Genomic DNA, 13,178 nt, shown 5'->3' with positions numbered 1-13,178 from the left:
CACGATGATCGAACAGTCACACACCGCAACCCGCGTGATCGACGCGGCTCTCACCGAGCCGGTCCGACAGCGGGTCTCCACCCTGGGCGCGCATGTCGCCGCGGTCGTGGACCTCGACGTCACCGGAGCGGTGATCGTGGTCGCCGACACCGTCGATGACCAGGTACTTCTGGCTGCACCCCCGCTGCACGACATCACGCCGCGCGAGCTCGATCGCGCACTCGCCGACCACCTCGTCGCGGTCGGGCGGGTCAACCGCCCCACCGATGACGAGTGGCGCGACGAACTCCGCAAACTGGCCGGCCGGGCCCGCACCCGGCTCGCGGCGTCGGGCGGTGCGTTCATCATGGGTGAGCGGCAGGTCCGGCTGTTCCGCGTGACGCGACGCGACGTCGAGGTGGCCACCGCCGCGCTGGTCGCCGACCTCGCGGTACATCTCGACGCGGTGCTCGCGCAGACCGGGTCCACCGATGCACCCGTCGTGCTCACCACCACCCATACGCAGTGGCCCGGACTGCCCGCGATGCTCGCCGACGCGCGCCGCAAGCCGGTCATCGTCGTCGACGACGAGGCCAGCCTGCACACGCCGACCCATGGCGTGACACCGACGCCGTCCGGCGATTTCCCGACCCCCGGCCCGGTCAGCGGTGACGTCGTCAGCGTCGTGGAGCCCGCACCGATCGCCACAGGGCTTGCCACCGAGCCGCCTGCCGCCGAGCCGCCTGCCCCAGGGTCACTCGCCGCCGAGCAGTCCACGCCCGAGGTCGCCGACGCCGTCACCGAGGAGATCCTCACGGTGACCGACAAGATTCCGGTACTACACGGCGACGATCATCCCCACAGCGACGATCCACTTCACGAGGATTCCCTCTACGACCACGGTGTGTTTGCCGGTTCGGAGCTCCACGCGGCTGATCGCCGATGGTATTCGCGGCCGCGCTGGCTGCTCGGCGGTGCCGTGGCCGGGGTGCTGCTCGTCTTCGGGGCCGCGATGGCCGTGTCGTCCGCCGGTAGCTCGCCCGCACCGGCACCGCCTGCGGCCGCGGTCTCGACGACCACCGAGCAGGCCGCCGCGACGTCGTCGACGCCGACCTCGCCACCGCAGTTCGCCGACCCGTCCGATCTGGTGCAGGCGCGTCAACCCGCGGTCGTCTATACGACGCCACCGCCGCCTCCGCCGCCGGTTCAGACCAACTCGCGCACCCCCAACAACCCACCACGCCGGGCTCAGCCGCGACCCGCGCCCCGACTGACCATCCCGATCCCCGGTCGCCCGCCCATCGTCATTCCGTGAGGCGCGCGAGCCCGGCGAGTTCTGCGCCCGATGGGTCAGTCGGCGAGCTCGGGGTCCTGGCCGGATTCGCGTGCGGCGTCGAGGTAGTCGGCGAGCTGGCGTGCCATGTCCCGATCGAGTGCGCGGTCGAGCGCATTGTGCGCCGAAACCTGGCCTGAGCGACGGAGTTCGGTGAGGAGCCGGGTGGTCTTCTCGGACTCCTCGGCAGTCTGCGGAATCCACCCGTCGGCATGCCCCAGCGTCACCTGACGCCGGCCCGCGGAGATGAGGGTGTTCGCGGCGGCATCCATCGCGCGATCGAGTTCGGCGTGGACGTCGAGGATGTGACTCAGGGTGAGACCGAGCGCGACGAGGCGGCCGTATCCGGCGACGGTCTCGGGGTCGAGGATCACGTAACCCTTCGGGTCGGGATCGTCGGAGTCGGGCCGGATGAGGCCGAACTCGGTGAGCCGAGCGATGTTGTCGGGGTCGGTGGTGTGCAGCATCTCGGCGAGTTCGTCGGCGCTCACCGTCGCCGATTGCGTCGTCGACCACCGCTCGGAGACCACCTCGCGCAGCCCGAGGACGTCGGCGAGGTCGTCGCCGCGCTGTACCCCGGTGAGGAATTCGCCGATGTGGCGAATCGTGAAACCACGCTTGAGCAGGTCGTTGATCACCTTCAGGCGCTTGAGGTGGGCATCGGTGTAGATGGCGATGCGCCCGCGTCGGAGCGGTCGCGGTAGCAGGCCACGGTCCTGATACCCGCGCACATTCCGGGTGGTCGTCCCGGCCGCGCGCGCCAGGTCGTCAATCCGGTATTCGGTCACGATTGCACATTCTCTCAGATGGGCCTCGACGTTCGGCCAGGTCGGCGAACTGCGAGTGGTCAGGGGCGCAGTCCGCGCGCGATCAGTGCGATCACCGCGCCATAGTTCTGCGCGGGATCGATGAAGGGTGGACCCGCGTCCGCCAACTCGAGGCTGACCGCGCCGTGGACACACGACCACACCTGCATCGCCAATTCCAGCGGGTCGCCCACCCGGATCACGCCCGCGACCTGACCGTAGCGAATCACGTCGGCGAGTGCGTCGAACGCCGACGCGGCGGCCTCGGTCGACGGATCGCAGTCCGCGGAGAACATCAGCGCGTAGAGCATCGGGTAATCGAGGGCGAACTGCCGGTAGGCCCGCCCGCTGTGGGCCAGTCGCTCGGTGGCGTCGGCCTCGGTGGTGGCAACAACCCGTCCCAACTCGACGAAGGCGTCGCTGACCAGGGCGTCGAGCAGTCCTTCCTTGCCGTCGAAGTGGTTGTAGACACCCATCGGCGCGACCCCCGCGGCCTTTGCGACCGCCCGCACGGTGAGGCCGTTGACCCCGTCGGTCTCGAGAATGCGGCGCCCGGCGCGGATCAGATTGGCGCGAACCTCGGTGGCAGGGGTGCGGCGCTGGGGTGAGGAAGCGCGCGTCGGAGAACCGGGGGTCGAGGGGCTGGCCATATTGACAACCTACTAGAACAGTGTTCTTCTTGTGTAGAACAACGTGCTACAACAATGGATCGCCGTTACAGAACTCTTCTGGCCGTTTCCCGAAAGGACGTGTGATGCGGACTCGTTGGTGGGCGCTGGGCGCCCTGTGCTTCGCCGAACTACTCGTGATGATCGACAACACGATCGTCAATGTCGCGCTGCCGACCATGTCGCGCGATCTCGACGCCGGCATCTCCGGACTGCAATGGATCGTCGACGCCTACACCCTCGTGTTCGCCGGTCTCCTCGTCACCGGCGGATATCTCGGTGACCGCTACGGGCATCGCCGGATGCTGCTGCTCGGCATCGCCGGATTCGTTGCCGTCTCGGCGCTCGCGGCCGAGTCGCAGACCCTGGGGCAGTTGATCACCGCCCGTGGCGGACTGGGACTCTTTGCCGCACTGGTCTTTCCGGCGACCCTGGCCCTCATCACCACGATCTTCGCCGAGGGGCGCGAACGTGCTGCGGCCGTGGGGGTCTGGGCGGCGACGTCGGGCGTGGCGGTCGCGATCGGTCCGGTGCTCGGTGGGTGGCTGCTCGAGCACTTCAGTTGGTCGTCGGTGTTCTGGGTGAACCTGCCGATGGGGGTGATCGCGGCGGCCGCGATCGTCGCCGTCGTACCCGGAACGCGTCCGACGACGGTGTCCCGCTTCGACATCGGCGGTCTGCTGCTCTCGATCGTCGGCCTCGGCCTGCTGGTCTATTCGCTGATCGAGGGGCCGCACTTCGGGTGGGGCGATCCGCGGACCATCGGTGGTCTCGCCGGTGCCGTGGTGGTGATCGGGCTGTTCATCTGGCGCCAACTCGTCATCGCACATCCGATTCTCGACGTCCGGCTCTTCGCCAATCGCCACTTCGCCACCGCCGCAGGCATGGTCAGCGTCGCATTCTTCGCGCTGTTCGGATTCATCTTCCTCATCACCCAGTTCTTCCAGGCAGTCAAGGGATACGGCCCGCTCGACGCCGGTGTGCGCACACTGCCGTTCGCGGTGGTGATGGCCGTCTTCTCGCCGGTCGCGATGGCGCTGTCGCACCGCTTCTCGCCACGTCCGGTGGTGGTGGCCGGAGCGCTGCTGATGGCCGGCGGCTTCGCGCTGGTCGAATTCTCCACGCGTACTTCGGGTTATTGGGAACTGATCATCTGGTCGATGTCGCTGATGGCCATGGGATTGGCGTTCATCTCCGGCCCGTGCACCCAACTGATCATGGATGCGCTCAAGCCCGAACAAGCCGGTGCGGGCAGTGCCGTCAACGACACCACGCGCGAGGTCGGCGGCACGCTGGGGGTTGCGGTGCTCGGGTCGGTGCTCACCTCGGTCTACACCTCGGGGGTCGGGGACAAGCTTGCCGCGCTTGGTGTTCCCCATGCGGCGGGCGCCATCGCCGAACAGTCGGTGATGGCCGGTGTCGAGGTCGCCGGGCGGGCGCCGGGTGCCGCGGCCGACGCCATGCGCGCGGCCGTGCAAGACGTCTTCGTCGACGGGCTGCACTCGGCGGTGTGGGTCGCGGTGGCCATCACCACGGCCGCGGCAGTGGCCGCGGCGGCACTGTTGCGCGGAGCGCCGCGTGGCGTGTCGCCCGCCGCGGATTCCGTTGCTGCCGAAAGTGATACCGCCGACGTCTTGGTCAGAGATCGAGCGTGAGGTGATCGCCCTGGGCGCGTGAGACGCAGGTCAGGATCTGACCTGCGGCGCGCTCGGGCTCGGTGAGGATGTTGTCGCGATGGTCGATCGCCCCGGCGAGGGTCCCGAGTTTGCAGGTTCCGCAGAAGCCCTGTCGACACGAGTACGGCACCGACGGGATCTCGCGCTGCACAGCAGAGAGCAGCGATTCGGTTGCACCGACTGTGATCTCGGCACCGGTGGAGGCGATGGTCGCGATGAACTCACGGCCGTTCTCCACCGGCGGTGGGGTGAATCGCTCATAGTGCAGCTCGATGTCGGGGCGGTCGGCGAGATGTCGGCGCAGACTTTCCAGCATCGGCACCGGGCCACAGCAGTACACCGCGAGACCCGATGGGGCACGACCGGTCTCGGGGTCGACGTCACCGAGGAGTGCGTCCATCGTCGGAAGTCCGTCGGCGTCGTCGGTGCGGATGGTCACCTTGTCGCCGAAGCGCGCGACCTCGTCACGGAACGGGATCGACTCGGGCGAGCGGCCGGTGTAGATCATCGACCAGTCCAGACCGAAGCGTTCGGCGGCGGCGAGCATCGGCAGGATCGGTGTGATCCCGATGCCCGCGGCGATGAACCGCAGCTTTGTCGCCGCGGAGCCATGACCCGGAAGCGAGATCGGAAATGCGTTGCGCGGGCCCTTGATCGAGAGGAGATCACCGACCTTCAGCGTGTCGTGCACTTCGATCGATCCGCCACCGCCGTCGGGGATGCGGCGCACGGCGATGCGATAGGTGTACTGATCGGCGGGATCGCCGCACAGCGAATACTCACGCATCCGGCCCGACGGCAACAGCAGATCCAGGTGTGCCCCGGCGTGCCAGCGCTGCAGGAGCCCGCCGTCGGGGTCGGCGAAGGTCAGTGCGACGACGTTCTCGTCCTCGGCGACCACCTCACGGCTGACGACGCGCACCACGGTGATGCCGTTGTCGGCGACGGTGTCGTGCAGCGGCGACAACGGCCGCCACAGTGGCCACCAGATCTTCGAGATGGCCGTGCCGACGGTCAGCAACGGGTCGTGGCGCCAGCGCCCGTAGAGATGCGGTGGCGGAGAGGTCAACGTCGTCGTGTGGGGATGTGCGCGCTGGTTCATCTTGTCGCAGCTCCTCAGCTCGCGTTCCGGGCCGCCGGTGAGGCCGCCAGATAAGCGACGGCCTGCGCGGTGGAACCGATTTCGTTGGGATGGAACCCCGGACGGAAGTAGCTGAAGGTCGAGAAGACGATCTTCCACATCTTCGGCAGGACCCCGGCCCGGACCCCGCGGAAGTAGTGGTACTCGCGCTGGAAGAAGTTGTAGTCGATCGTCGGGTCGGACTTCATGATGAACCGGAACCCACGATTGACGAGCAGCAGCAAGACCGGCAGTGCCACCAGCATGGCCCGCCCGCGACGCAGGTAGCTGTCGCCGAAATACACCGCGACCTCGTGAGCGACCGCCCGATGTTCGACCTCCTCCGCGCCGTGCCAGGTGAACAGATCCGTCATCGCCGGGTCGGCACCGTGCTCGACCCAGGTGTTGTTGAGCGCGAAGTCACCGAGGATGGCGGTGTAGTGCTCGAGCGCTGCGATCAGCCACAAACGTTCGATGAGGTGTTTCTGGCGTGCCGCCGGAGTGGCTTTCTCCAGTGGCCCCAACAACTTCCGGAAGATCCACTCCATCTGCCGACAGAACGGGCGCGGATCGATGCCGTGGTGGTCGAGGAACTCCCACAGCACGTGGTCGTGGGCCTCGGCATGCATGGCCTCCTGGCCGATGAATCCGCGCATCGTTGCGGCGAGTTCGTCGTCGCGCACCAGCGGCAGTGCCTCGTTGTAGGTCTGTACGAACCACCGTTCTCCCTCGGGGAGAAGGAGATTGAGCACGCTGATGAAGTTCGATGCGACCGGGTGTCCGGGAATCCAGTGCAGTGGTGTCTGCGTCCAGTCGAAAGCAACGTTGCGGGCGTGCAATTCGACGGGGCCGGGGTCGGACCCGTCGGCGTCGGCGGGCTCGCGGGAGTCGTTGATGGAATGGGCCTGGGCAGACATGATCGTTCCTTTCACGGTCGCGTCGCGCCGACGACCTGACGTCGGGCGATGACACGAGAGATCCACGGGGTGAAACGGTAGAGGCGATAACCGATCCGGGCTTCGGTTGTCACCGGCACCACGGCCTTGTCGGCTCGGATCGCTGTGACGATCTGTGTGGCGACCTCGTCGGCGTCCGGTGTGTCGCGCACGGTGGGGCAGATGGCGCTGACGCCGATGTGATGCTCGGCCAGCTCCGCGCGTAACGATTCGCTGTAGAGCAACACCCCGGCCTTGGCCGCGGCGAAGATGCCCAGCCCCCGTTGCGGGGTGAAGGCCGCCGCGGACGCGAGATTGACGATGTGGCCGCCGGTTCCGCGGGTCACCATCTGTCGGCCGAACTCCCGGCACCCGGTGAGGACACCGCGAAGATCGATCTCCAACAGGCGATCGATCTGTTCGTCGGTGGCGTCGAGCGACGATCCGGAGAGCCCGATCGCGGCGTTGTTCACGACGATGTCGGGGACCCCGTGCTCACGCTCGACGTCCTTCGCGAAGTCGATGAAGGCGTCGGTGTCGGCGACGTCGAGGTGGTATACCGCTGTGGCCGAGCCGCTTTCCTTGCACAGGCGGGCGGTCTCCTCGGCGCCTGTGGTGTCGATGTCGGCGAGGACGACGTCGCATCCGAGTTCGGCGAGGGCCCGTGCCGTTTCGCGGCCGATACCGCTGCCCGCTCCGGTGATGACCGCGAGCCGGCCCGTGAACGCCTGCCCGGGGCCGAAACGTCGTGTTCGCGAAAAGCTCTCGGGGACGAGACGATCGCCGTCGAGGGTGGCGAGGAGGTTGCGTACGTTCTCGGCGATGTAGGCGGGGTGCGTCGAGGGCAGCCAATGCCCGGTCGCGGCGTCGCGGCGCCACAGCCGGGTGACGTAGCGGTGGGTGGTCGAGAACGTTGCCGGACGGATCGCGAAGTCGCGGGTGTTGAGCAGTTCGAGAACCGGTACCGCGACCGTACGCGGGGACGGGAACAGCAGGCGCCGAAGGATGTTGGCGCGGTAATACCGGACCCCGGAGTTCATGTCGCGGCGTAGCGTCGGGGCGGTGGTGATCGCATCGCGCGGTGTGCCGTCCATCAGATGCAGGAACTCGCGCCACACCCGCGGGGAGCCGAGAACTCCGAGAAACAGTCGAGGCAGCACCGGTAGATGGAACAGGCCGATGTAGGTGGAGCTGACCATCTGCGAGATGGAGGTGCCCAGATTGCGTGGCGTCGGGTGAGTGATGTTGTGGCGCAATAAGGCTCCGACGTGGTCGAGGCTCGGCCCGGAGATCGAGGTGAACGATGCGATCTGCGTTGCGGCGCCGCTGCGCGAGACGGCCTCCCAACTCTGGATGGATCCCCAGTCGTGGGCAACGACGTGAACCTTGCCGCCCGGGTTGACCGCGGCCGCCACGGCGAACAGATCGTCGGCGAGATTCTCGATCCGATACGCCGACACCGGCAGCGGGCGATCGCTGTCACCCATGCCGCGGGTGTCGTAGGCGAAGACCCGAGCGTGGCGGGCCAGATGGGAGGCGACGCCGTCCCACACGGCGTGGGTATCGGGCCAACCGTGCACGAGAAGGATTGTCGGCAGGTCGTCGTCGGTGGCGGTGCCGTCGTCGGCGACCGCCTCGAACAGTGCGAGGTTCACCCCTGCGCTGTTGACGTTTCTGCGCCGCTTCCAACTCACCATCGACTCCTCGATCCCCTGGATGGGAGTACACGTTACCAACGGTTACAGGAATAGCCAATGGGCAGGCTCTGCATACGAGAACACCGACGTCCGGGGCTCGGACGTCGGTGTGTCGGTACCTGTGACTGCGGGTTGGCTACTGGCGGTACGAGGAGAGGAAGTTGCCGATCCGCTCGATCGCCTCGCCGAGCTCACGTGCCCACGGCAGGGTGACGATCCGGAAGTGGTTGTGGTCGTCGAGGTTGAAGCCGGTGCCCTGCACCACAAGGATCTTCTCCTGTAGCAGCAGATCCTGGACGAACAGCTCGTCGTTGTGGATCTCGTGGACCTCGGGGTCGAGATGGGGGAAGGCATACAGCGCGCCGCTGGGTTTGACGCAACTGACGCCGGGGATCTGATTGAGCTTCTCCCACGTGACGTTGCGCTGCTCGTACAGCCGTCCGCCCGGCTCGACGAGCGCGTCGATGCTCTGATACCCGCCGAGGGCCACCTGAATCGCGTGCTGGCCGGGCACGTTGGAACACAATCGCGTCGAGGCGAGGATGCCGAGGCCCTCGATGAAGCCCTGCGCGTGCTCCTTCGGGCCGGTGAGGACCACCCAGCCGGCGCGATAACCGCACACGCGGTAGGCCTTGGAGAGCCCATTGAAGGTGAGGCACAACAGATCCGGGGCCAAGGAGGCGATGTTGGTGTGGACGGCGTCGTCGTAGAGGATCTTGTCGTAGATCTCGTCGGCCAGGATCAGCAGCGAATGTCTGCGCGCGATGTCGGCCAGTTTTTCGAGCACCTCGCGTGAGTAGACCGCGCCCGTCGGGTTGTTCGGGTTGATGATCACAAGGGCCTTGGTGCGGTCGGTGATCTTGGCCTCGACGTCCTCGATGTCGGGGTTCCAGCCGTTGCTCTCGTCGCACCGATAGTGCACCGGCTGACCGCCGGACAGCGCGGTCATCGCGGTCCAGAGTGGATAGTCCGGTGCCGGGATGAGGACCTCGTCGCCGTCGTTGAGCAGCGCCTGCATCGTCATCGTGATCAGCTCGGAGACACCGTTGCCGAGGATCACGTCGTCGACGTCGAAGTACGGGAAGTCGGGGATGAGCTCATAGCGCGTCACGACGGCCCGCCGGGCGGACAGCACGCCCGCGGACTCGGAGTACCCCTGGGAGTAGGGCAGGGCGTGGATCATGTCGCGCATGATGACGTCGGGAGCCTCGAAGCCGAACAGCGCCGGGTTGCCGATGTTGAGCTTCATGATCCGGTGGCCCTCGGCCTCCAACCGGGCCGCGTGCGCGTGCACCGGCCCCCTGATCTCGTAGCACACGTTCTGCAGCTTCAGGGACTGCTCGAGCGGCTTGAGGTTCTGGTTCAGGTGGGATACGTAAGGCCTACTCACGGGTTCAATTGTCGCAGCCGCAGGCAAATCGATTTCTCGGGGTTGGTGAGCGCGCTCGCGGCGCCCCCTGTTTCGCCGACAGCGCCCTCTGTTTTCGCCGACGGCGCCCAGTAAACCCGCGACGGCGCCCTTCATTTCGCCGACAGCGCTCCTCATGGCGTCGACAGCGCCCTTCGACGAGCCGAAAGCAACGAGCCCGCCCGGAATTCACCGGGCGGGCTCGTTGTGAGCGGATATTCAGGCGTCGATCGTCACGACCGGTGACCGGGCCGCTTCTTGCCCGCGGCCAATCCGAAGCCCTTGGCCTTCGACGCACCGACCTCGCCGATCGTCCGATCGTCCGATGTTGATCCGTTGGACGCCGATCCGTCGGACGACGCCGCAGGGGTTTCGTCCTCGGCAGGCGCCGTCGGCTCCTCAGCAGGCGCTGTCGCGGTTTCTTCGGGCGCTGTCGACGTTGTTTCGGGCGCTGTCGCGGGTGCGGCGGGTGCGGCGGCAGTCTTCGCCCCGGGGCGCTTCTTGCCTGCGGCCATACCGAAGCCCTTGGCCTTGGCGGTACTCGCCTCGGTCACCGCGCTCGCCGTGCCGGCCGACTCGGTATCGGCGGTCGCCGCGGCGTCGGGCGCGGACTCGGCGTCGTCCACCTGGTTTTCCGCGGGGGCGGTCACTCCGGCGTCGGCAGCGGCCGCATTCGGTTGCGCCGGGGCCTTTGCAGCGCTCCCGGGCTTCTTCATGGGCTTCTTGCCGCCACTCATCGCAAAGCCCTTGGCGGCGGCCTTCTTCGGAGCACCGCTGGTCTCACCGGATTCGGTGGCGGCGTCGGCGACCGCGGCCGACGACTCCTGCTCGGCCGGTGCGGGCGCAGCGGACTTCGCGGCGGCACCGGGCTTCTTGCCGCCCTTCATCCCGAATCCCTTGGCGGCGGGCTTCTTTTCGGCGGTTGCGGTCTCGGTCGAGCCGGCGTCGGCAGCAGGCGCCGGGGCAGAACTCGCGGCGGCCCCGGGCTTCTTGCCGCCCTTCATCCCGAATCCCTTGGCGGCAGGCTTCTTCTCGGCTGCCGCGGCCTCGCCCGAGCCGGCCTCAGCCGAATCCGCGTTGGCGGCCTTGGCAGCACCGGGCTTCTTGCCGCCCTTCATACCCAGGCCGACCTTCGGCTTCGGCTTGGCCTCGGTCGTGGCACCGGCAGATGCGGCGGCCGCGGCAGGAGCCTTCTCCTCCTCGGGTTCGGGCTCCGGCTCCGGTGCCGGCTTGGGAATCGGACCGAGGAAACGTCCACCACGCTTGACCTCGGGGGCCCCACGCGTAACCGACTCCAGCAGCAACTGTGCGACGTCGACGACCTCGACCTTGCCCTCGTTCTCGGTGCCCGAGGTCCGGGCGGTCACCCCGTCGGTGAGCATCACGCGGCAGAACGGGCAACCGGTGGCGACCTTCTGCGGGACGTCGCCACCGATCTTGTCGCCGAGGGTGTCGAGTGCCTCGTCGACCCGGTCGATGTTGATGCGCTTGCCGATCTGCTCTTCCATCCACATGCGGGCGCCACCGGCGCCGCAGCACATGGACCGTTCGCCGTGGCGCGGCATCTCCCGCAGGTTCGACCCGGAGGCCGCCATCAGCTCGCGCGGGGCGTCGTAGACCTTGTTGTGCCGACCGAGGTAGCAGGGGTCGTGATAGGTCACGCCCTCACCGAGCGGCGCGACGGGGACCAGACGCTTCTCCCGAACCAGGCGGTTCAGCAACTGGGTGTGATGCACGACCTCGTATGTCGCGCCCAGCTGCGGGTACTCGTTGCCCAGCGCGTTGAAACAGTGCGCACAGGTGACAACGATCTTCTTGCGCTGCTGCGGAGCCGTCGAGAAGACCTCGTTCATCATCTCGATGTTCTGCTGCGCCAACATCTGGAACAGGAACTCGTTGCCCGCGCGGCGAGCCGAGTCACCCGTACAGGTCTCACCCTCGCCGAGGACCAGGAAGTTCACCGCGGCGATGTCGAGCAGCTCGGCGACGGCCTTGGTGGTCTTCTTCGCGCGGTCCTCATAGGCGCCGGCACAACCCACCCAGAACAGGTACTCGAAGCCCTCGAACGATTCGACGTCCTGGCCGAACACCGGGATCTCGATGTCCATCTCGTCGATCCAGTTGGTGCGCGCCGAGGAGTTCTGGCCCCACGGGTTGCCCTTGTTCTCCAGGTTCTTGAACATGCCCGCGAGCTCGGTCGGGAAGTCCGACTCGATGAGCACCTGGTAGCGGCGCATGTCGATGATGTGGTCGACGTGCTCGATGTCGACCGGGCACTGCTCCACACACGCCCCGCAGGTGGTGCAGCTCCACAGGGTTTCGGTGTCGATGACCGCACCGAGTTCACCGTCGATCGCCCCGGTGCCGGCCGACTCGCCGACCAGCTTGCGGGCGGCCTCGGCACGCGCGGCCTCGGGGATCTTGGCGAGCTTGGCCTCGTCGGGATTGCCGTCGGCGTCGACGAGACCCACCTCGTCGCCACCCATGTCGGTGCGGCCACCGGCGATCAGGTAGGGCGCCTTGGCCTGCGCGTGATCGCGCAGCGACATGATGAGCAGCTTGGGGCTCAACGGTTTTCCGGTGTTCCATGCCGGGCACTGGCTCTGGCAACGGCCGCACTCGGTACACGTGGTGAAGTCCAACCACGCCTTCCAGGAGAAGTCCTCGGCCTTGCCGGCACCGAAGGCGTCGACGTCGGGGTCGGCGGTCTCCATGTCGAGGACCTTGCCCGCCGACATCATCGGCTTGGCCGCACCCAGTGCGACACCGCCGTCGGCCTCGCGCTTGAGATAGATGTTGAAGAACGCGGCAAAGCGGTGCCAGGCCACACCCCAGTCGATGTTGGAGCCCACCACGGCCAGCCAGATCATGCCGCTCATTAGCTTGATGACCGCGGCACCGGTGACCCAGTACTCCGAGGACCCTTCGAAGAGCTGGGCGAAGTAGTGGGTGAAGAAGGAGGTCCAGATGGGCGGATTCTCGAGGCCGGCCGAGATCTTGAAGGTCTTGACGAAGACCATGCCCAGACCCTCGAGCAGCACCACCCACTCGACGAAGTACGCGGCACCAAAACGGGAGCCGGAGAAGCGCGACAGGCGCTCGGGTACCCGCGGGTGATTGAGCTGGCGGATGATCATCAGCACGGTGATGCCGATGACGGTGCCGAGGCCGAGGACCTCGTCGGCGAAGATGTAGATGTTCCAGGCGCCGATGACCGGCCAGTGGAAGTGCGGGTCGAAGATCTGCCCGTAGGCCTCGAACCAAAAGATCGCGCCGATGAGGAAGCCGAACATCACCAGCCAGTGCGCCCAGCCGACCGTTCGGAACTTCACCATCCGGGTGTGGCCGACGAACTCCTTGAGCATCGTCCACAGTCGCGGGAGGATCGGGAAGTAGCGTGAACTGTCGACGCGCTGGCCCTGTGCGATGGCGCGGATCATTGTCCACACGCCGCGCAGGAACAACGCCCAGCAGAACAGGCTGATGACCGCGGCAATCGTGCCGATGGTGATCGTCGTGGCATTCACGGCGTCACGGCCCCTCTCTGGTTGTCTAG

The 13,178-nt window shown here is 67.1% G+C and carries 9 protein-coding genes; 2 read left to right on the top strand and 7 right to left on the bottom strand.

The window, feature by feature from the left end; translation table 11 throughout:
• Window positions 1-4: 4 nt before the first annotated feature.
• Window positions 5-1,294, top strand: coding sequence for a hypothetical protein (locus tag AC5ZH6_RS25350; RefSeq protein WP_265077091.1), 1,290 nt, complete (start codon window positions 5-7; stop codon window positions 1,292-1,294).
• Between the two features lie 35 nt (window positions 1,295-1,329).
• Here the strand turns inward: AC5ZH6_RS25350 and AC5ZH6_RS25345 are convergent, their stop codons facing one another.
• Both AC5ZH6_RS25345 and AC5ZH6_RS25340 read right to left on the bottom strand, forming a co-directional pair.
• Window positions 1,330-2,100, bottom strand: a complete 771-nt coding sequence (locus tag AC5ZH6_RS25345; protein WP_006370001.1) for a MerR family transcriptional regulator — start codon at window positions 2,098-2,100, stop codon at window positions 1,330-1,332.
• 59 nt (window positions 2,101-2,159) lie between these two features.
• Window positions 2,160-2,768, bottom strand: coding sequence for a TetR/AcrR family transcriptional regulator (locus AC5ZH6_RS25340; RefSeq protein ID WP_006370000.1), 609 nt, complete (start codon window positions 2,766-2,768; stop codon window positions 2,160-2,162).
• Window positions 2,769-2,872: 104 nt separating this feature from the next.
• Here AC5ZH6_RS25340 and AC5ZH6_RS25335 point away from each other — a divergent pair, with 104 nt between their 5' ends.
• A complete protein-coding gene (locus AC5ZH6_RS25335; protein WP_020173232.1) occupies window positions 2,873-4,441 on the top strand; it encodes an MFS transporter in 1,569 nt (522 codons plus the stop codon).
• Here AC5ZH6_RS25335 and AC5ZH6_RS25330 read toward each other — a convergent pair.
• From AC5ZH6_RS25330 to AC5ZH6_RS25310, 5 genes are all read right to left on the bottom strand, one after another.
• Window positions 4,425-5,564 carry a PDR/VanB family oxidoreductase gene (locus AC5ZH6_RS25330; RefSeq protein WP_020173233.1) on the bottom strand — a complete coding sequence of 380 codons (1,140 nt, stop codon included), beginning with the start codon at window positions 5,562-5,564 and terminating at the stop codon, window positions 4,425-4,427. The genes AC5ZH6_RS25335 and AC5ZH6_RS25330 overlap by 17 nt on opposite strands.
• Window positions 5,565-5,578: 14 nt before the next feature.
• Window positions 5,579-6,499 carry a metal-dependent hydrolase gene (locus AC5ZH6_RS25325; protein ID WP_020173234.1) on the bottom strand — a complete coding sequence of 307 codons (921 nt, stop codon included), beginning with the start codon at window positions 6,497-6,499 and terminating at the stop codon, window positions 5,579-5,581.
• A gap of 11 nt (window positions 6,500-6,510) precedes the next feature.
• On the bottom strand, window positions 6,511-8,214 hold the full coding sequence (locus tag AC5ZH6_RS25320; RefSeq protein WP_020173235.1) for an SDR family oxidoreductase: 1,704 nt from the start codon (window positions 8,212-8,214) through the stop codon (window positions 6,511-6,513).
• A 136-nt stretch (window positions 8,215-8,350) separates the two neighbouring features.
• The gene (locus tag AC5ZH6_RS25315; RefSeq protein WP_014361800.1) at window positions 8,351-9,604 is read right to left on the bottom strand and encodes a pyridoxal phosphate-dependent aminotransferase; all 1,254 of its coding nucleotides are present in this window, start codon (window positions 9,602-9,604) and stop codon (window positions 8,351-8,353) included.
• A gap of 251 nt (window positions 9,605-9,855) precedes the next feature.
• Complete coding sequence (locus AC5ZH6_RS25310) at window positions 9,856-13,149, bottom strand: heterodisulfide reductase-related iron-sulfur binding cluster (protein WP_288337102.1); 3,294 nt, start codon at window positions 13,147-13,149, stop codon at window positions 9,856-9,858.
• Window positions 13,150-13,178: the final 29 nt, after the last annotated feature.

It is taken from the genome of Gordonia sp. YC-XJ4, assembly GCF_059511865.1.
Note: the sequence above shows the minus strand (reverse complement) of the source record. Positions and strands in the feature narration are given on the sequence as shown.